At 42.9% G+C, this 18,860-nt stretch carries 19 protein-coding genes; 7 read left to right on the plus strand and 12 right to left on the minus strand.

The annotated features are described in order from the left end of the window. Positions 1 to 10: 10 nt before the first annotated feature. From AC3WVG_RS05525 to AC3WVG_RS05540, 4 genes are all read left to right on the plus strand, one after another. Entirely contained in the window at positions 11 to 442 is a 432-nt protein-coding gene (locus tag AC3WVG_RS05525) for an NIL domain-containing protein (protein ID WP_488797172.1), read from the plus strand. Positions 443 to 780: 338 nt separating this feature from the next. After that, entirely contained in the window at positions 781 to 1,314 is a 534-nt protein-coding gene (locus AC3WVG_RS05530; RefSeq protein ID WP_488797173.1) for a PilZ domain-containing protein, read from the plus strand. Then, positions 1,304 to 2,035, plus strand: coding sequence for an ATP-binding protein (locus AC3WVG_RS05535; protein WP_488797174.1), 732 nt, complete (start codon positions 1,304 to 1,306; stop codon positions 2,033 to 2,035). Before AC3WVG_RS05530 ends, AC3WVG_RS05535 begins: the two co-directional genes overlap by 11 nt. A gap of 35 nt (positions 2,036 to 2,070) precedes the next feature. Beyond that, on the plus strand, positions 2,071 to 2,811 hold the full coding sequence (locus tag AC3WVG_RS05540; protein ID WP_488797175.1) for a protein phosphatase CheZ: 741 nt from the start codon (positions 2,071 to 2,073) through the stop codon (positions 2,809 to 2,811). An 83-nt stretch (positions 2,812 to 2,894) separates the two neighbouring features. Here the strand turns inward: AC3WVG_RS05540 and xerC are convergent, their stop codons facing one another. From xerC to ybgF, 6 genes are all read right to left on the minus strand, one after another. Further along, positions 2,895 to 3,818, minus strand: a complete 924-nt coding sequence (gene xerC / locus AC3WVG_RS05545; protein WP_488797176.1) for a tyrosine recombinase XerC — start codon at positions 3,816 to 3,818, stop codon at positions 2,895 to 2,897. Next, positions 3,790 to 4,713, minus strand: a complete 924-nt coding sequence (locus AC3WVG_RS05550) for a GGDEF domain-containing protein (protein ID WP_488797177.1) — start codon at positions 4,711 to 4,713, stop codon at positions 3,790 to 3,792. Before AC3WVG_RS05550 ends, xerC begins: the two co-directional genes overlap by 29 nt. 38 nt (positions 4,714 to 4,751) lie before the next feature. After that, positions 4,752 to 5,594, minus strand: coding sequence for an HDOD domain-containing protein (locus AC3WVG_RS05555; RefSeq protein ID WP_488797189.1), 843 nt, complete (start codon positions 5,592 to 5,594; stop codon positions 4,752 to 4,754). Further along, entirely contained in the window at positions 5,595 to 5,939 is a 345-nt protein-coding gene (locus tag AC3WVG_RS05560) for a hypothetical protein (protein ID WP_488797178.1), read from the minus strand. Between the two features lie 124 nt (positions 5,940 to 6,063). Beyond that, positions 6,064 to 7,191, minus strand: coding sequence for a DNA-processing protein DprA (gene dprA, locus AC3WVG_RS05565; protein WP_488797179.1), 1,128 nt, complete (start codon positions 7,189 to 7,191; stop codon positions 6,064 to 6,066). Between the two features lie 86 nt (positions 7,192 to 7,277). Continuing rightward, positions 7,278 to 8,051, minus strand: coding sequence for a tol-pal system protein YbgF (gene ybgF / locus AC3WVG_RS05570; RefSeq protein ID WP_488797180.1), 774 nt, complete (start codon positions 8,049 to 8,051; stop codon positions 7,278 to 7,280). Positions 8,052 to 8,979: 928 nt separating this feature from the next. On the opposite strand from ybgF, the gene AC3WVG_RS05575 reads away from it, so the two are divergent. Both AC3WVG_RS05575 and AC3WVG_RS05580 read left to right on the plus strand, forming a co-directional pair. Then, positions 8,980 to 9,927, plus strand: a complete 948-nt coding sequence (locus AC3WVG_RS05575) for a hypothetical protein (RefSeq protein ID WP_488797181.1) — start codon at positions 8,980 to 8,982, stop codon at positions 9,925 to 9,927. A 254-nt stretch (positions 9,928 to 10,181) separates the two neighbouring features. Beyond that, on the plus strand, positions 10,182 to 12,608 hold the full coding sequence (locus AC3WVG_RS05580) for a Cache 3/Cache 2 fusion domain-containing protein (protein ID WP_488797182.1): 2,427 nt from the start codon (positions 10,182 to 10,184) through the stop codon (positions 12,606 to 12,608). Positions 12,609 to 12,640: 32 nt separating this feature from the next. On the opposite strand, the gene thyX is transcribed toward AC3WVG_RS05580, so the two are convergent. The 6 genes from thyX to AC3WVG_RS05610 form a co-directional block, all read right to left on the minus strand. Next, entirely contained in the window at positions 12,641 to 13,366 is a 726-nt protein-coding gene (gene thyX, locus AC3WVG_RS05585; protein ID WP_488797183.1) for an FAD-dependent thymidylate synthase, read from the minus strand. 3 nt (positions 13,367 to 13,369) lie between these two features. Beyond that, entirely contained in the window at positions 13,370 to 14,350 is a 981-nt protein-coding gene (gene ruvB, locus AC3WVG_RS05590) for a Holliday junction branch migration DNA helicase RuvB (RefSeq protein ID WP_488797184.1), read from the minus strand. Positions 14,351 to 14,443: 93 nt separating this feature from the next. Next, a complete protein-coding gene (ruvA, locus tag AC3WVG_RS05595) occupies positions 14,444 to 15,049 on the minus strand; it encodes a Holliday junction branch migration protein RuvA (RefSeq protein WP_488797185.1) in 606 nt (201 codons plus the stop codon). Positions 15,050 to 15,067: 18 nt separating this feature from the next. Continuing rightward, entirely contained in the window at positions 15,068 to 15,583 is a 516-nt protein-coding gene (ruvC, locus tag AC3WVG_RS05600; RefSeq protein ID WP_488797186.1) for a crossover junction endodeoxyribonuclease RuvC, read from the minus strand. 48 nt (positions 15,584 to 15,631) lie between these two features. Continuing rightward, positions 15,632 to 16,381 carry a YebC/PmpR family DNA-binding transcriptional regulator gene (locus AC3WVG_RS05605; RefSeq protein ID WP_252381652.1) on the minus strand — a complete coding sequence of 250 codons (750 nt, stop codon included), beginning with the start codon at positions 16,379 to 16,381 and terminating at the stop codon, positions 15,632 to 15,634. A 147-nt stretch (positions 16,382 to 16,528) separates the two neighbouring features. After that, positions 16,529 to 17,122 (minus strand): RlmE family RNA methyltransferase, encoded by a 594-nt coding sequence (locus tag AC3WVG_RS05610; protein ID WP_488797187.1) that lies wholly within the window; start codon positions 17,120 to 17,122, stop codon positions 16,529 to 16,531. Positions 17,123 to 17,212: 90 nt separating this feature from the next. On the opposite strand from AC3WVG_RS05610, the gene AC3WVG_RS05615 reads away from it, so the two are divergent. Further along, a complete protein-coding gene (locus tag AC3WVG_RS05615; protein WP_488797188.1) occupies positions 17,213 to 18,742 on the plus strand; it encodes a glycosyltransferase family protein in 1,530 nt (509 codons plus the stop codon). The last annotated feature ends 118 nt before the right edge of the window (positions 18,743 to 18,860 follow it).

Here is an 18,860-nt window from a genome sequence, read left to right on the forward strand (position 1 = left end):
GGGAGTTAAAATGCAACAAAAAAAATATTCCAAAATAATTTCCTTACATTTTTCGCCGGAGACTTCTCGTAGTCCTATGATGTATAATTTGGCTAAAAAGTTTGATTTGACCTTTAATATCCTAAAGGCCAGGATCGATCCCAAAGAAGAAGGCCACATGATTTTAGAACTTTCCGGCACTGAGGAAGATTATAAAAAGGGCATTTCCTATTTGCAGGAACATGGTGTGTCCGTGCAGGAAGTCGCCCAAAGCATTTCACGCGATGAAGAATCATGCTTACACTGTGGGTTATGCACTTCTTTGTGTATAGCTAATGCCTTGCGTCTTGACTTGGAAACAAGGCTTGTGATTTTTGAATCTTCAAGATGTACTGCCTGCAGTCAATGTACTCGTGTCTGCCCTGTCAAAGCAATGCATGTAGAGATCAACGGAGACTTTTAAACGCAAATCCGCTTTAAAAAGATTTGCAAATATTTTTTTTTGTGCTAAAAGAAAGTTACTAATCTGTCCGGATAATGATTTACACATGAACAGGTGGTGAAATAAATAAATTTCTAAAAAATACCAATGAGTAAATTTTCGCTCTGCTTGTCCCCGGACTTTATTCTTTATTGGTAAATATTTCATGCTTGCTAGTTCCGCATCTGCTCGGTGATGCAGAGAGCAGGGTGTTTTAATACTATGAGAAAGTTGCGAGAGATTATTTGAGCGAGAGTACTGCCCTATTCGCGCTAAGATTTTGTTTTAATTTTTTTAGCTCTATTTAATGGGGAAGAAAGATGATCAAGCAAAAACGCACCTATTCGCGAATCTCCACCAGACTCAAGGCTTATGTTCGTAAGCTACCTTCCCCCGATACCAGACCTCTCTTTTCTGCCTGTCTTGGTTGTGATGCAGACAGCTCTGTAATCAAAAATCTACAAGGTTCCCACATTCCCCGCGAGTTAATCACATTTTTGCAAAATATGGATGCCAAGCTGGATATGATCTTAAGCCTGTTAAAACAGGATAGTATCCAGGAAGACTTCCCAATTAGTGCAGAAGTAGTTGAGATTAGCGGTGCAGGGCTTAAATTTGTTTCCAAAACAGAGTTTAAGAAGGGTGAAGCTATAGAAATGGCCCTTGTTCTTTCCCAATTTCCCCTGAAGATTGTGGGCGTAGTTGGCCTTATTCATCGTCAGGAAAGTCAGCATAATGTGCCTGTTTGGGTAGTACAATTTACCAATATCCGTGATATTGACCGGGAACATATTGTTCAATTTGTTTTTCAGGAACAAAGGGAGCAAATTAGAGAGAGGAAAAATGAACTTTAGTCCAGACCAACAACTGGCACTTGTCCAATATTATTTGGATGCCAGTTGCGGAGGAAAATTTCACGGCCTGATGCATAATCTGAATAATTTTGCGCATGTTTTAGATATGCAGCTTACTCTACTTAATTCTATTTTGACTAAGAACCCTCTCACTTCTTTAAAAGATCAGAGCAAAAGATTTGACTACCTGAACCAGGGGACCAAAAAGTTATTGCAGGCGCTGGACTTGAATTCTCAACGGGCATTTTATTTGCAGCAAGAACAAGTCGAGGCCAGCCCTAATGATTTTTTGCATTGGCTTGAAGCTTTTTGGCAGAATGACTTGTTCTTTAAACACAAGGTAAAATGTCAGTTAAATTTGGCTCCGAATATTCCTGTTATTGAGTGTCCTGCCTTTGCTTTAACCTTTTGCATTGAACATGCCTTGGCCAATGCCGTTGAGGCTTATAAGCAAAAAGACCCGGAGAGTGAACATGATTTAGTTATTATGGCCTTGCCCTATGGAAGAGGGGTGGAATTTAAAATTATCTCCAGGACAAAGCTTTCTGTTCAAGAACCATGGCGGCCCTGGCAAACAACAAAGCCTGGTCATCTGGGCTTGGGGCTTACTTTAATTAAATTTTTATGCTCAAGACTTAATTGGACAGCCTCTTTAACCGGTGAGAATGGAGATACTGTCTTTTCTCTTAAAATTCCTGACAGAAAATCATTTTTAAAATAAGAGTTAGCAAGTTACGAATTTCAGGAGGGTTTGGTTTGACCAAGGATGTTACACAAGAACTTATGCCGAATATTACTGAGCAGACAGAAAAGTTTATCAAAGAAGCTGTTTCAGATACTGTTGCCAGAGTTTTGGAAGAAGGTCTTGCGGAAGCGCTGTCCAAAGCGTTGTTGGATAGCGAATTTTATCGTAAATTAAGCGATGAATTGCGTGAGGGATTGGGGTTAATTTATCGCGAGATCACGCAGACAGAACAGATGGGCGTAGAACTGCCTGAGTTAACTAAAGAAGAAGCCGAAGAGATTTTCCACGAAACATCTGACCAGTTGGATGCCGTTCTAAAGACAACAGAGAAGGCCACAGTGGAGATCATGGCCATTGTGGAAAAACATCTGGAACAAAGTACGCATATTACTACTGTTCTGGAAAAGATCAAAAAAGACAAACATGATGCTACGCAGGTTATTGACTGGCTCATAGCCAAAAACAATGAGTTAAACAAGGATCTCCTGAAAATAATGACCTCTTTAAGTTTTCAGGACTTAACTGGTCAGAGGATTAAAAAAATTATTTCTTCTTTGCGTAAAATTGAGGAACATGTACTCAAACTCTATCTAACCGCGGGACTGTCCATAAAAACCAAGGAAAAAGACCCGGATAAAGACTTTGAAACCATCAAAGCAGAAACAGAAAAGAAGGTATCTGAACTCAAAGGCCCACAAACAGGTATTAGCCAGGCGGATGTGGATGAGCTTCTGGCTCAATTAGGGCTTTAGCCAGGCTTTTGAAGAGGAAGATAGGAAGCTGAGAAGTTAGGTTGCACCGGCTGGAATAAGTCTTTTTTTGTTCTCCCGACTTCTCAATCTTCTTCCCTGGCGCGCGGATGGGCTTGATCGTAGATTCTCATCACTGTCTCCATATTCAAATGGGTATAGCGCTGGGTAGTGCTGATACGACTATGTCCCAAAAGTTCCTGAACACTCCTTAAGTCTGCACCGGATTGGAGTAAATGGGTGGCAAAACTGTGTCGCAAGGTATGTGGGCTGATCTCCTGGGGAAGTCCTGCAAGCTTGCTTAGACGGGCCAGAATTCTATTTGCTTCTCTGCGTTGCAGCCGCCTGCCCCGAAGACCCAAAAACAGAGCCTGCTCCTGCGGGTGAGGACTAAAAGCGCTTCTTTGTTCAAGATAGGCTTTGACTCTATCCCGGCCTGCATCTGTGATGGGAGCAAGTCTTTCCTTACCTCCCTTGCCCCGGACACGGACAATTTTTTGGCTCAGATCAATATCTTCCAGATTAAGTCCTAGGGTCTCACTTATACGTAAGCCTGACCCATAAAGTAGTTCAGCCAGAGCCAGGTCACGTAAACCTTTAGGGGTGGGTTCAATCACTGCCTGCATCAAACTGAGTGCCTGGTCTATATTTAAGGTCTTGGGCTGGGGTTTATCTTGTTTGGGATTCTTTAACCCCTGGCAAGGGTTTTGCTGAATATATTTTTTTTTGAGGAGAAAACGAAAAAAACTGCGTAAAGAAGAGAGTTTGCGGGCGATGCTGGACTTAGCAAGTCTTTGGCGGTGTAGTTCGGCCAGAAAAGCGTGAATGTCAGCGCGGTTTATTTGTTCAGGTTGTTCATTGGACTTGTTCCTGGTCTTTAAAAAATATTCCCACTGAGCCAGGTCCAAAGCATAGGAACTTAAAGTGGCTTTTGAATACCCCTTTTCCACGTCCAGATAGGCCAAAAAAATCTGAATTGTTTCAGGAAGATTTTCGTCGGTCCAGGACATAACAGCTTTTTGGGTTTTTCTTTGCTAATTTTTTTAGGTTCATGGCAATTTGTGAAGCTTGGCCATAGTGACACAGTTCTCCCTCTAAATTAAAGACTACTGCTATGGACAAGGCCATGATGGGAAATGTCTGGATTTTACCCTGGCGGTCTGTTGAGCGAATAAAACCCTGGGCCCTGTCTTCCTGGTCGTAGAAGTTCGGCACAATGCTATCAAAGCTTTGGATAATCATCTTACAAACAGTCTCTACTTTATCCGGTGGCACAATAAATACAAAATCGTCCCCACCGATATGGCCGACAAAGGAATCCATTCCGGCAAATGCTCGAATGGTATTCACAATCACCCGTGCGGTCATCATCAGCACTTCATCCCCACGTGAAAAACCATATTTATCATTAAAGGATTTAAAATGGTCCAAATCAGCATAAGCCAAAGCAAATTCCTGTTTACGAACTATGAGTTCCTGGATTTTATGGATAATGGAGGTGTTGCCCGGCAACTTGGTTAATGGATTGGCATCAAGTGCCCGTCCAGCCCGGGCCAAGGTCAGCTTTAACCTGGCAGCAGTCAATTCTTTGTCCAAAGGCTTGACCAGAAAATCATCCACTTCTATCATTGAGAAATCCAGATTTTGTCTCAGTGCCTCCTTTTCTAGACAAAGGACTACCGGGACCTGGCGATAGACATTTTCGCTCTTAAAAAGTCTGATCAGTTCCAGACCACTTATATCATCCAGATCATTATCCACTATCAAGAGCTCAGGGGGATCATTGAATAGATACTCAATGGCCCCTGCACCGCGTTCAAAAACAGACCACTGCACATGGGGACAGATCTCTTTAAAGAGTTTAAAAAGTTCCGCGTCTGATGAAACTAAAAAAAAGTGTTTCATAACTCCCTAGCTTCTCGAACTCTCAATTATTCAAATCTCTAATCTTCCGGTCTAAAATCGGAAAGCTCAACAAACTCCTGCCCCAGGTCATCAAGTACCTTTTCCAGATCGGTTAGCTTAAGATTTAATATCTCTAATGCCTCAGGTTTTAAGTAGCTGATATGATCATCCCCGCCTGAGCCCACTTCAAAAGCCCGAGTGAGAAAATCGCCTATATGGACAACTGCAGCCATATCCGGATAATGTTGGGCGGATTTAGGACGATGGTGCCAGGCCAGTGCTTCCCGTAATCGCAGGGGGAGGTGCCAGTGGTCTGCTAGCCAGGCATTAACCCTGTCATGTCCAAAGCCCATAACTTCAACTTCGGCTTCAATATAGGCCAATTCTTTTTCTTTGAGCAAAACATCTATTTCTTTTTTCAGTTCCGGCAGTTGTACAGTAGCCACTACTTTACCCAAATCATGCAACAGCCCTGCTACCGAATATTCCTCCGGATCCTTTAATCCGGCAATCTTAGCTATACTAGAGCAGGCCAGAGCACACCCCAAGCTATGTTCCCACAGCCCGATCATGTTCTTGGCCATGATATCAAAGACAGAAGTGCTGATAATGAGACCTTTTATGACATTAAATCCCAGCAAAACCAAGGCATGCTGGATTGTGCTGATTCGTCTGGGGAATCCATAGATGGGAGAATTCACCATCTTGAGTACCTTGGCCGATAATACCTGGTCTTTGGAAATAACCTTGGCTATCTGTTCTGTGGAGGAGGCGGGATCCTGAACCAGCTTGCTCACCTCATCCAAAACCGAGGGCAAAGTGGGCAGGTCCTTAACGGCCAAGAGTCTTCCTTTACGTTCTACTCTTAAGTCTTGCATAATCTAATCGTTTTGCTTTTGAGGTTGGATTTGCTCAGCAGCCTTTTGTTCATAATAGGCTTTTAGAAAAGATTTGACCTGATTCATCCAGGGGTCATCTTTAAACTTACGAAAAAGGTGCTCCAAACGTTCAATGCGTTGGGCATAAGAAGTGCTTCCAGCCATCCCTTCCAGATCTAATGGCTCGCCTTGAACAATGATATTCTTTACTCCCATATTCTCCAGACGGCTGATCAGGGGTTCGCTGAGCTCAGTGCCTTCGGCCACCAAGACCAGGCCATTGTCTCTTAGCACTGGTTTTTCCAAAATCATGCCTGGCTGGGCAAGGTTTAAAGGGATCTTTTGCATGCCTAGAAACCTCGTATAAATTTGAAGTTTTAGAGTAATGGCTGAGCAGTGGGGGTGAATGCCACGGTCATCATGGTTATTGGGTAAACAAATGAATTGCAACACCCACTTAACTCTACTCTCTTTAAACACTATAGTGCATTCCGGGCAGTCGCTTGACAGCCCCCTTTATCTCCAGGTCGATGAGTATCTGACTAACCTTAAAGCTGGGCCAATCTAATACGTGGGCCAGTTGATCAATATGCATTTTAATCTCTTTGGCTAGAGTTTCAAGCACCTTTTCTTCATCCCTGCTTAAATCAAGTTCCTTATTAGGTGGTCCATTGTCCTTTTCTTCTGTTGCCGGGAAAGCGTGCTGCTTGCCGAGCATGGGCTTTAGTTCGCGCAGGATATCTACTGCTGTTTGGACCAAAAAAGCACCCTGTTGAATAAGGTAATTGCATCCATCAAAGTTGGCCATATTTACTGCCCCGGGGACAGCAAACACCAACCGGTTCTGCTCCAGTGCAAGCATGGCTGTAATCATGGTGCCACTTTTTTGCGCGCCCTGGACTACCAATACTCCTAGAGACAGGCCACTGATTATGCGGTTTCGATGAGGAAAATTAGGGGACTCTGGTTTAGTGCCGGGAGCAAATTCTGTTACAATCAGTCCTGTCTGGGTCAGCTTGTGCCATAAGGTTTTATTCGTGGCCGGATAAATAATGTCAATGCCCGTGCCCAAAACAGCAACAGAACTGCCCTTTCCATCCAGAGCGGCCAGGTGGGCTTTACTATCAATGCCCTGCGCCAGGCCGGATACTATGGTCACTCCTTTTGCGGAAAGCTCTGAGCAAATTTCTCCGGCCATATCCTGCCCATACCTGGAACACTTGCGCGATCCAACTACTGCCAGACATGCTCCATTTAATAGTTTTTTATCGCCTAAAAAATAAAGCACAAAAGGGGGATCAGGGATCTGTCTTAAAAGATAGGGATAATCATCGTCTGTCCAGATAACAATCTCATAATTCTTGCTAGTGATTCTTTTCAGATCCTGTTCAACCTTTTCCTCCCATTGTTTATCTTTGACTGCCTTGACCACGGAGCCTCTGGCTAGGCCTAAGTCTAACCACTGTCCATAATTATTCAATGCTCTGGCAGGAGAACCAAAATGGTTGGCTAACCTTTTCCAGGTCCTTGGCCCCAGTCCCTTGATGTGGTACATGGCAAGGCAGGCCCTTATTTCCTCAATTCGGGAATATTTTTTCATAATGGGTATATGAGTTGTTGAGTATATGAGTAAACGGGTAAATGGGTGGAGAAAAAAACATCACATCAGTCCGCTCACTCACTCCCTTATTTGCCGCCGATTTCTTTAATCTTCTTTCTGGCTCTGGCTGCTACGTCAGAGTTAGGGTAATCTTGAACAAGTACTTTGAGGTAAAACAAGGCGTTACTTTTGTCGTTTAGGTTTTCATAGGCATAGGCAATTTTCAACAAGGCATGGACAGCTTTTGGGTGTTTGGGGAAAGTTTGCATAACTTGTTTAAAGTTCAAAATAGACTTGGCAAATTGTTCCTGAGAATAATAAGTTTCGCCAATCCAGTATAGGACATTGGGCATGAGCTTACTGTGTGGATAGTTATTCTTAAAATCTAGTAAAAGTTTCCGAGCCTGTTCTGGTTTATTTTGCCAGATTAGATCCAGGGCCCTTTTATATAATGCCTGTTCATCATTTTTATGTTCCTGTTTCTCTGGCTCGGAATTGATTTTTTTTGTCACTTGGTTGTCTTTGGACACTTCGTCTTCGACCTGAGCACCGTTTTTATTTTCAGACTCAGGAATAATATCCTGTTGACTTGGCTGTTCAGCATCTTTCTCCTGAATTTCTGTCTGCTGGATTTGGCTTTCTTCCTGTTTCTGCTTTATCTCTTCCAGATTATTTTCCACGTCTGAAAGTCTTTTTTCTAGTTGAACCAGTTTGGTTTGGGTATTTTTTTGGTTGTTTTTTAGCTCCAAAAAATTTTCCTCTAGAGTCTGCAGGCGCCATTCCTTACTTTTGGGCCATTTACCTGCACAACCAACAAGTGAAAAAGAAAGGATTAAAGTATAGATTAGAAGCTTAGGCATTTTAGTCTCCTTTGAATAAATGAGTATGCAAATAATTGGTCCGCTAATTTTTAAGACTTGTTTGGCGACCGGCGAAATTTTGAAATTCGATAAATAAATTTCGACAGTTTCTGAAAGAGGACTTTATTTTTGCATGCGTATCTAGTTCGTATTTTGAGCCTGTGGCCCAACCCCATTTTAGCCTCTGATTGAAAGTCTTGGTCTCTGAAATGCATTATCAATGGTTTGGGTAACCCATCTTAGTGCAAGCTTGCGGAAAACAGAGCATCGGGATGAATGGGCTGAATATTTTGCGATACTGACCATAAATATCTATAGTTTAAATTGTGCGATTTTTTTGCAGTTCAAACTTTGAGATTGCTTCGCTACACTTTGTTCCACTCGCAATGACAGCAGCGAGATCGCCATTGCGAGGGCAGCGAAGCTGTCCGTGGCAATCTCATCACCCATTGAGTGAAAATCGCTAAACTTAGGTATAATTAAAAGACTATTTGTTTACCCAAAATATCCCATTATGCTCTGTCCGCAAGCAAGTTTTGAGAACAGGTCCAAGTCTTTGTGCCAGCATGAAAGAAACCAAGACTAGAATAAACACCATGGAAATTAAGTTGATAAAAAAGTTCAGCCACAGGCTTTTTTAAGATTTCTAGTCTATATTTTAAGCTTTATAAGCAATCAAGCTCATAAAATCAAATTTCAGCATGTAAATTATTTTGCTTTATTCTTGTTATAATCTTGCATCCCCCTTGTTTTTAAGGCAAAATAAATATCTAAAAGTTGTTCATGTAGAAAGCAAGTTTTTGCGTAGAGTTTATGGCCTAGGAAAGTTAATCATTTTAACAAGTTAGTCTCGATAAAGTGTTTATTATAACCGTAAGGTTTGGATTTTTATATTGGTATCTAAAAAAAATTAAGGTGGGGGAATAAGATGATTTTTGAATACGATATGACTTTGGGCTTTATTGTTCCTCTGGGGGTAATGGTTGTCCTCAGTTCTTTAGGTGCGTCAGTCATGGCCTGGTGCAGTGAGCTTTTCGGGATGTGGCAGAAAAAGGTTTTTTTGGATAAATTTGCGTGGCAATTGTCTCGTCTGGCAACTATTGTCATCCTGGCCTTGGCTTTGACAGCCATTTTTTTGAGTGTTTATTCCAAGTTTTATCCTCCTTTGAGCATTTTTTATAAGCAAAACCAAGATGTTCTTTGGCCTGGGATTATTTGTCTCGGCTTGGCAGCTATTTCTCTTTTTTCTTATTGGAGTACATGGAAAAAACTCAAAAAAAATAAAGTTCTTCATCTCATTCTTGGGATCATAGGTATAGGCTGTTTAAAAATATTGTTTATATCCCTGATTTTGGTTTTTTATTATCAAAGTCTGGGCCTGACCCCAAAGTTGTTGCCCCCTTCTCTTGATTCTTTAATTTATCCTATTACTAGCCAGTTATTCATTCTTTCATTGGTTGCTGCTGCAAGCTTTGGGTTTCTTTATTTGGTTTTAAGGCGTTTCAAAGACGACTTTGGCCGGGACTATTATCGATACTCCTTAAACCTGACAGCAAAGTGGAATATTTTTTCTCTTCTTTTTTCATTTTTGCCTTGTATATGGATTTATATTTTGTTAGACGATAAGTTAAAAATTATTCCGCTGTACTTACCAGCAGCAATAATAGTCTTATGTACAGTCTTGATTATAATTTTGTGCAGCATGCTTATCAAAAGCATTCAGCCTTTGCGTCTGAAAGGGGTGATGGTCTGTTGCCTAATCCTTGTCTGGATTATTTTTGCTGCCAGATTAATAACTTATATGGAGCTAGCCAATTTGGCACAGGACAATATTCGCTTTCATCCTTTCACCAGAGAGTGGATCAGTATGTTTTAATATTTACTTTAGTTTTAGAGTGTCAAAAGTGAGTTAGAAGGTGAATAAACAAAAAAGATTTTCAAGCTTTACAATTCGTTAGAACCGTTTTGTTTTGAGTCTCCCGGTTAAGTTACTTTTTCAAAATTAGTAATTAACCTCCCTTTTGGTAATTTAAGTTTTAAGTTCCACTTAAACTTTATTTTAGTAAGAACTAGTTGAGAAATTTGCTAATCTGGAATTTAAGTGCCAACTATTAATCAAGGAGGTTTTTTATGCTCCGAGGGTTAAAATTTACCACCAAGATGTACGCTGGGGTGCTCCTTATAGTTTTTTTGACCATTGGTTTGATGGGCGGGCTCAATTTTTGGCGTATGCGCGGATCTTTATTTGAGCTAGGGCAAAATTTTATGCAGTCAGCTCTAGATCAACTTGTTCATGCCGTGGATATGAAGAATGACATTACCCAAGAGAAAATTGATGCTGATTTAGCCCTTATGGACGAAGAGATCAGATCCCTTGGGTCTGCTTATTTGGATGAAAGTCAAACGATAGAAATGACCATTACCAATCAAATTACCAAGCAAACAGAACGAGTCAGAATTCCAACGCTAAAAATTGGTTCCATGGTCATCAATAATAATTTTGAACTGGTGGATAAAGTACAGGCTACAGTGGGCGGGACAGCCACTATCTTCCAGGTCTTACCCGGAAAGCTTTTGCGGGTCTCCACCAATGTTAAAAAGCTGGATGGTTCAAGGGCTGTTGGTACTTACATTCCTTCTTCCAGCCCTGTTTACCAAACAGTTATGTCCGGAAAGACCTTCCGTGGCAGAGCCTTTGTTGTTAATGCCTGGTATCTTACGGCTTATAAACCCTTGCGAGATCCTTCCGGAAAGATCGTTGCTGTCATTTATGTCGGGCGCAAAATAATGACCCCCGAATTAGTAAGTCTTCTTAGAAAATTCAATATCAAGGGTAAGGGTGAGATTACTGTCTTTAATTCCAAAGGAGAGATTCTCTATCATCCTGATCAACTATCACGGACGAATATAACAGAGTTTGAATTTGGTCAAAAAATGTTGAAGATAAAAGAAGGGAAGCTTGATTTTGAATGGGAAGGAGAGCCAACTATAGCTTACATTAAGTTCTATGCTCCCTGGGACTGGCACGTCGTCATAACTCTCACGAAAAAGGATCTTTTCTTTGGCATGGATAAGGTTTTGTTCTCCACCAGCGCCGTTACTGGAAGCTTGGCTCTGGTCCTTGCCTTAATTCTCATCTTTTTGCTGATGAAAAATCTTACCCAGATTTTGCGCAGAATTGCCCAGTCTTGCCGTAAAATTGCCAATGGTCACTATGATGTCCGTGTAGACTATGCAGCTAAAGACGTTATCGGTGAAACAGCTTTGGCCATTAACGACATGGCAGGAGCTATACAGGATAGAATTTTTCTTCAGGAATCTTTCAGAAATGGCATTACCGCTCCTATGTTTACCGTAAGTGCCAAGGATAGGGTCGTTCAATATGTTAATGATGCTATCTGTGAACTTACTGGCAGAAGCAAAGAAGAGGCCATCGGTAAATTAAAAGGCTATGAGCTTTTAAATTATTCTTCCTTTGAAGAATGCCAGGTATGTAAACCCGTAGCTGAAATCGTTATTCCGCAAGGACGACCATGGGCAGGAGAAGTTAGTTTTAAACATAGAAATGGAGAAGAAAAAATTGTTTTAGTGAATGCTTTTCCTGTTAAAGATAGAGAGGGTAAGACCGTTGAAGCCGTGATCATTCTCCAGGACGTTACTGATATAAGAAGAAATGAAGAAATCATGGCTAGGCAGGCAGAAACCTTGAGAGAGGCTGCTGCTTCCATCACCGAAGTCACCGACCTCATGGCTTCAGCCTCTGATCAATTATCGGCTCAGATCGAGCAAACAACAGAAGGTGCTGAATTGCAAAAGAAAAGAGCCGAAGAAACCGCTACGGCCATGGAAGAGATGAATGCCACGGTCTTGGAGGTAGCTAAAAATGCATCTAACGCTGCAGAAAATACAGAAGCGGCTAAAAATAAGGCCCTTGATGGGTCAGAGATCGTTCATAAGGCGGTCAAGGCTATTGAGCAGGCCCAAGAGTTGACCAACCTGGTCAAAGAAAATGTGAATCAACTCGGTCAGAAGGCAGAAGATATCGGAGAGGTTATTGACGTTATCACTGATATTGCCGATCAGACTAATTTGCTGGCCTTAAATGCTGCTATTGAGGCCGCCAGGGCTGGTGAACATGGTAGAGGGTTTGCTGTTGTTGCTGATGAAGTAAGAAAATTGGCTGAAAAAACCATGGCAGCAACAAAGGAGGTTGGTGAGGTTATTTCTTCCATCCAGGAAGGTACGCGTGAAAATATTGAAGATACAGATAAGGCGGCTCAGGCTGTACAGGAGGCCACTGAGCTGGCTAATAAATCCGGTCAGGCCCTCCAAGAGATCGTACGTATTGCAGAGGAGAACGCTGATCAAGTTCGGGCCATTGCTACTGCTTCTGAGGAACAATCAGCAGCCAGTGAAGAGATTACTAGAGCGGTAGAAGAGATAAACAGGATTTCAGCCGAGACAAGTAGTGGCATGCAAGAGGCAGCCCAAGCCATTGCTGAATTGGCATCTCAGGCACAGAAGCTTAAAAATTTAGTCCAGAAAATGCAAGATTAGGATTCATAGTTAGTCAGGGGCCAGAGTTAGTTCTAGCCCCTGACCTTAAACTTCCCGCAGGTAAACTTTTCCCCCTCCGGACAATATCCCAGCCTTTCACATTTTGGACCGGCAACAGCAAAGATGACCGGTAGTTCCTGACGCAAAATCTTAAGCATTTTCCAGGCCATTTTGCGGATCTCCCATTGTGCCCGTTCACAGCACCTGAGTTCAAAAAAATGTAACAGGCTACGGCAGTTCATGGTGAAGACCACTTTGGATTCACATGCCTGGGGAAGGACAAACCGTGCGTCTTCATTGGCCTTTTTCCCCAGGCCATTATCTTGTAAAATCCTTTTTAGGTCACGGTATGCTTTCCCTATTGTTTGCATACACTGTTCAAATTCGACCTTAGCTTCGGGTATCTTGGCAATACTGGGAGGCAGGATATAATCAAAGTCACTTTCATCAACATACCGCTGGCTCTGCTGGGAGTAGGATGCAATGCGATGTCTTACCAGTTGGTGGGTAAGAGCCCTGGAAACTCCCTGCACGGCAAAGGTGAAACTTACATGCTCAATAGGGCTTTCGTGTCCGGACTCTAATATTTTGGCAATAAACTCAGCCTGCTTTTCTTTCTCTATCTTGCCTGAAACAAGGTCGTCCCATATGTCTCCTACGAATCCTGCACTATAGCACTGTCTGAACGCAGCATAAATGAGAGACAGTCCGTTGCCTGTTTTACTGAGTAATTTTATTTTCAGTTTTTTTTCGGGCATTTGTTAATCCTCGGTGTCCAGGGGCAAGTAGCCTTGATTTTGAGGGGATATTTTCAAATGCGTATAAGCTCGGGCAGTGGCTACTCTGCCCCTGGGAGTTCTTTTTAAGAATCCGCATTGGATAAGGTAGGGTTCATAAATTTCTTCAATCGTGCGTACTTCTTCGGAAACCGCAGCGGCAATGGTTTTTACGCCTACAGGTCCGCCGCCAAAGTGGTGAATAATACATTCCAGAATCTTGCGGTCCATCATATCCAGACCACTGCCGTCCACGTCCATGGACTCAAGGGCCTTGGCAGCTACCTGGGCATCAATCTGGTTGAAGCCTTTGACCAGGGCAAAGTCACGAACCCGGCGCAAGAGCCTGTTGGCAATACGGGGGGTACCACGTGATCTTTTGCCAATTTCCAGGGCTCCAGCTGCAGAAATGTCCAATCCTAAGATTTTGGCTGCTCTTTTTACAATTTCGGCCAGTTCTTCAGGTGAGTAAAAGTCCAGCCGGCAGATCACGCCAAATCTGTCTCTTAGGGGGGATGTCAAAAGACCGATACGTGTTGTTGCTCCAACCAGGGTAAATGGCTCTAGATCTATTTTTACGGTCCTTGCCCCAGGCCCTTGTCCAATGATCAGATCCAGTTTGAAGTCTTCCATGCCCGGGTAAAGAATTTCCTCAACAGCCGGAGGGAGCCTGTGGATTTCATCAATAAACAATATATCATTTCGTTTTAGACTGGTCAGGATGGCGGCAAGGTCTCCACTTCTTTCCAGCACAGGGCCGGACGTGCTGACCATATTGACCCCTAGCTCTTTGGCCATGATTTGGGCCAGGGTAGTCTTGCCCAGGCCGGGATTGCCATAGAGCAGGGTGTGGTCCAGATGCTGCCCCCGTTCCCTGGCTGCCTGCAGGTAAATCTTGAGATTGTTGCGGACATCATCCTGGCCGATGAAGTCATCCAGAGTTTGGGGACGAATGTTTTCTTCCATATAAGTTTATAGATTTGTAAGTCTGTAGGTTTGTAAGTTTATAAGTTATTTTGCATTTTACCAACTTATCAACTTACCAACGTACTAACTTTTTTATGTTTTCGCCTTTTCTTTTAAGACCAGTCTGATGGCTGAGCTGACATCCAGGTCGGGTTCTTTTTCCAGAACCTGGTTGATTATGGGGGTGACTTCAGCCTGGGTATAGCCAAGGGCCAAGAGCGCGGCCAAAACATCGTCATAAACAGAGGAAGATTGGCCTTGGTCTTTATGTTCATATTCTGGAGTTGGGGGAATAAATTTTAATTTGTCCTTGAGATCAAGAAGAATCCGGCGGGCTGATTTTATCCCTATACCAGGCACTGCAACCAAAGCCTTTTCATCTTCCCTGGCCACAAGCTGGCTTAACTGGGTTGGAGTAAAGCAGTTAAGCACGGCCAGGGCCAGTTTAGGCCCGAGTTTTGGAATACCCAGAAGAACAGAAAATGTCTCTCTTTCCTCCCAGGTGAAAAAACCATATAAATCCAGGGTATCTTCACGCACTACAGTATAAATATAAATTTCAAGCTCCTGGCCGGATTCTGGCAGGTCTTGCATCCCTCTGCCCGATAAAAAGACCTCGTAACCTACTCCGCCTGCAGTAGCAATTAAACAGGACTTTTGCCCTTTGAAAATAAGTTTCCCTCTCAGATAGGCTATCATAAAATTTATGTGCTAAAGTTAAAGTGCATGGTAGCCCGTTATGCGAGCCAGCTTACGGTGATTTAAGTGGGTTATGGCTACCGCCAGGGCATCGCTGGCGTCTTTGGCCCAATGAGGTTTGCAATTTAGAAGTTGTCCAACCATGAAAGCCACCTGGTTTTTATCTGCTCGGCCACCCCCGACCAGAGATTTTTTTATCATTGTAGGCTCATATGAAGAAACCGGCAAATGTTTATGGGCACAGGCCACCAGAATTGCCCCACGGGCTTGTCCCAGCTTTAAAGCCGCACTAGAATTATAAGCTGTAAAAACGTCTTCTACTGCAGCTTCATCAGGGCTATATTTATCAATTAAAGCAACCAACTTGGTAAAAATATCACCCAGACGCTGGGCAAGATCTTTATTCGGACCTGGGCGGATGGTCCCTGCATCAACTAAAATAAGCTGTCCGGAATTTTCTCCTACAAAACCATATCCTGTACACCTGGAGCCGGGATCGAGGCCCAGAACCAGAATGTCGGTTTTTTTGCTCAATGTTCTATGTTCCCCGTTTTTCCGTTCTCTCGCTTTCACATTATTATATTAACTTTCCAATTCTTTTAACAGTTCGTCAGGAAGTTCGAAATTGGCATAAACATTTTGTACATCATCATGATCATCCAGGGCTTCATAGAGCTTCAAAAGCTTTTTCCCGGTTTCCACATCCACACTGACTGTGTTTTGGGCGACTTGAGTAAGTTCAGCCTCTGTATACTCAATCCCTGCCTGTGCATAAGCCTCTTTCACAGCATTGAAATCTTCCGGGGCACACCGGACCTGCCATACCTCGCCATCATCAATCACGTCCTCTACCCCTGCTTCCAGACCAACTTCAAGCAGTTGATCCTCGTTATATTTGTCTTTCTCAAAGGAGAGTACTCCTTTTTTTTCAAACATCCAGGCTACACATCCGGATTCACCCATGGAACCACCATTTTTACTCAAAATATGCCTTACTTCAGCCACTGTTCTGTTTTTATTGTCCGTGGCCGCGTGAATAAGCAGTGCGACTCCGCCCGGACCATAGCCCTCATAGATTACTTCTTCGATGTTTTCAGCGGCCAGTTCGCCAGTGCCTTTTTTAATGGCTGTTTCAATCTTGTCCTTGGGCAAATTTACGCTTTTGGCCTGCTCAATGGCTGCCCTAAGGCGGGGATTGGCCTCAGGATCGCCTCCGCCCATTTTGGCCGCCAGCATCAATTCTTTAGTCACTTTGGTAAAAATTTTCCCCCGCTTGGCATCCTGTCTGCCTTTACGGTGCTGAATATTATGCCATTTACTATGTCCTGCCATTTTATCCTCCTTATGATCATGGTTGAATGGTTGAGTAGTTGAATGAGCACCTTGTTTTGCCAATAACAGTTGTAAGAGAACAGCTTTGAGAAGCCAAAAGAGGTCTTCTCATTCAATAATTCAACTGATCCAACCGGTTAAAGTCATTTATGACTTTTTATACCCAAGTCCCACTAAAAACATTTCTTTGCTCTCAGACCTGGAGCTTTTGGGTTTAAATTGTTTAACCTTTGTAAATGATTTCCTCATCTCCTGGACCAGGTTTGGTACATCGGGCCCTAAAAATATTTTAACCACAAAATGTCCTTTTGCTTTAAGCCAGTTGCGGGCTAGACTCAAAGCCTGTTCAGCCAGGTTATAGGATCTGGCCTGATCTGTAAATTTGATTCCTGTAGTCTTGGGAGCCATGTCGCTGATGATCAGATCAAATGGAGCATATTGCTCTAGAACCTCTTGTAAATGCGTATCAGAGGTAAATACATCTGCCTGGACAAAACTTACCTGTTCTGGAAAAGATGTCCCAGGAGGATTTAAGTCAACAGCCACTACATGTCCCTTAGGCCCTACCTTTTGGGCAGCATACAGGGACCAGGAACCAGGAGAGGCACCCAGGTCGAGAACTTTCTGTCCAGGCGAAAAAAGTTTAAAGGCTTTATCCATTTCTTTCAGTTTATAAACTGACCTGGCCGGATAGTTCTCTTTTTTGGCCTTTTTAAAATAAAAGTCGCGGTACTTCTTCATTAACTTCTAGGGGTAAGGGGTAAAAGGGATAAGAAGGGGTAAGAAAAAATATTCTCAATCCTTATCCCTGAATTCTTAAAGAAATCAACAATGCGTTCATCAAAAGCAATAAACTCAAGCTCAAGAGCTGTAAAGGTCAAAACAGAGCTTGGTCAATTAAAGACTCTGGGCAGAGGGCCAATGTTTTTCAAATGCATCAAAAAAGGTCAGTTGGACCTCTTTTTGGGGCTGGGGCCGGATCCTGAAATAGCTGTCGAGCTTGCCCGGAATAAACAGGCGTTTTACATTGAATGCCCCATGTTTATGGACCAGATGGGCGCCTCCTGGCGGCAAAAGATACCGGCCACATTTTCTCCGGTGTCAACGTCCAGATTAAACCAGAGATTTTTAACACAGGCAAGGATTTGGCTGTATCTCCCCGCTCTGAACTTCTTCCCCGGGTTCTGGACAAAAGTTTTAGCTATCTGCCGCCTGAAAGGCCATAGTCAATGTACGCCGCAAGCTCAAGGCGACAGTCAAGTCTTTATCTTTGGCAGTGAACATTCTCTTTTGGTTCCTGATATCTGCGACGGCTTAAAGGAATTAAACCTAAACGCGCAACTCCTTCCCCCAGATATTTCTGCCCATGACCTTGCCCAAGTTTTAAACCAGACAAGGCCCAAGTTCTTTCTCAGTATAAACTTTCAAGGCATAGACCCGCTGGGCGAGAATTTGGCTTTGATTGAAAGATGTCAGATCCCCATCGCGGTCTGGTGTGTTGATAATCCATTTCATATCCTAACCAGAATAAAAGGGAAGTTCTGGCAGAAGACGGTTATCTTTGTTACTGACTCCTGGTTTATACCGTATTTAAAAAAATACGGCGGGCAAAGGGTTTTTTATCTTCCCTTGGCTACATCGCGAAAGTTTTTTTACCCGTATGAGAAAAGGATAGACTACCTCAAGGATAAAGTAGTTTTTGTCGGTCGAAGTGAATTCCCGCATAAAGATAAATTTTTTGCCGCCACTAGGCTGGAGGCCAACCTTTCAGCCTTTGCCCAAGATTTTGCCCTCCAGGGGATACGTCCGGATTTTGAGTGGTGGCTAAAACAGCTGGAAATTCCCCTCTGGCCGGGAAATAAGGTCCGCCATGTTGGCTATAATGCTGAGGTTCTAAATCTATACTGGCGTAAGGTTTGTCTACAGGCTTTGGCCAGAACAGATGGACTGGTGGTTTACGGTGATAAAAATTGGAAAAATATTTTGCCTGCCAATGTGCATTTTAAAGAAGAAATTGACTACTATGGGCCATTAAGCCAGGTATATACAAGTGCCAGATACGTGCTTAACTTAACCAGCTTACTTTTGCCGTCTGGCCTTACACAGCGTCACTTTGATGTTTGGGCAGCAGGAGGTTTTTTAATCACTGATTATACTCCGGGATTGAAACTTTTTTCCTGGGAACTAACTTCACCTATCACTTTTCACAAGCCAGACCAAATTGAAGATGTACTAAATAGACTGGAAAGGCAGCCTGGGTTGAAAAAGGATATCCAGTCAGAGTTTCATAAGCTCATTTTGACTAGACATACTTATAGACATAGACTGGAGCAAATTTTCGATATATTGCATATATCTTGAATGGACTTTGTGGGGGGGGTAGAGCGCAGCGTTTTAGAATCTTATACTCAACTTTCTGAGTTTATTTGCGAGCGCATTTTCTTCAATGCTAACAAAGACTTGGATACATCTAAGGCTT

The sequence above is a fragment of the Desulfovulcanus sp. genome (genome assembly GCF_982781345.1).

What these genes read in the sequence shown, in the direction of transcription:
- AC3WVG_RS05550 (WP_488797177.1), bottom strand. Translation starts at nt 4,713, where the DNA reads ATGAAACACTTTTTTTTAGTTTCATCAGACGCGGAACTTTTTAAACTC.
- AC3WVG_RS05530 (WP_488797173.1), top strand. Translation starts at nt 781, where the DNA reads ATGATCAAGCAAAAACGCACCTATTCGCGAATCTCCACCAGACTCAAG.
- dprA (WP_488797179.1), bottom strand. Translation starts at nt 7,191, where the DNA reads ATGAAAAAATATTCCCGAATTGAGGAAATAAGGGCCTGCCTTGCCATG.
- AC3WVG_RS05560 (WP_488797178.1), bottom strand. Translation starts at nt 5,939, where the DNA reads ATGCAAAAGATCCCTTTAAACCTTGCCCAGCCAGGCATGATTTTGGAA.
- ruvB (WP_488797184.1), bottom strand. Translation starts at nt 14,350, where the DNA reads ATGGAAGAAAACATTCGTCCCCAAACTCTGGATGACTTCATCGGCCAG.
- ybgF (WP_488797180.1), bottom strand. Translation starts at nt 8,051, where the DNA reads ATGCCTAAGCTTCTAATCTATACTTTAATCCTTTCTTTTTCACTTGTT.
- AC3WVG_RS05535 (WP_488797174.1), top strand. Translation starts at nt 1,304, where the DNA reads ATGAACTTTAGTCCAGACCAACAACTGGCACTTGTCCAATATTATTTG.
- xerC (WP_488797176.1), bottom strand. Translation starts at nt 3,818, where the DNA reads ATGTCCTGGACCGACGAAAATCTTCCTGAAACAATTCAGATTTTTTTG.
- AC3WVG_RS05610 (WP_488797187.1), bottom strand. Translation starts at nt 17,122, where the DNA reads ATGAAGAAGTACCGCGACTTTTATTTTAAAAAGGCCAAAAAAGAGAAC.
- AC3WVG_RS05525 (WP_488797172.1), top strand. Translation starts at nt 11, where the DNA reads ATGCAACAAAAAAAATATTCCAAAATAATTTCCTTACATTTTTCGCCG.
- AC3WVG_RS05575 (WP_488797181.1), top strand. Translation starts at nt 8,980, where the DNA reads ATGATTTTTGAATACGATATGACTTTGGGCTTTATTGTTCCTCTGGGG.
- AC3WVG_RS05605 (WP_252381652.1), bottom strand. Translation starts at nt 16,381, where the DNA reads ATGGCAGGACATAGTAAATGGCATAATATTCAGCACCGTAAAGGCAGA.
- AC3WVG_RS05615 (WP_488797188.1), top strand. Translation starts at nt 17,213, where the DNA reads ATGCGTTCATCAAAAGCAATAAACTCAAGCTCAAGAGCTGTAAAGGTC.
- AC3WVG_RS05580 (WP_488797182.1), top strand. Translation starts at nt 10,182, where the DNA reads ATGCTCCGAGGGTTAAAATTTACCACCAAGATGTACGCTGGGGTGCTC.
- ruvA (WP_488797185.1), bottom strand. Translation starts at nt 15,049, where the DNA reads ATGATAGCCTATCTGAGAGGGAAACTTATTTTCAAAGGGCAAAAGTCC.
- thyX (WP_488797183.1), bottom strand. Translation starts at nt 13,366, where the DNA reads ATGCCCGAAAAAAAACTGAAAATAAAATTACTCAGTAAAACAGGCAAC.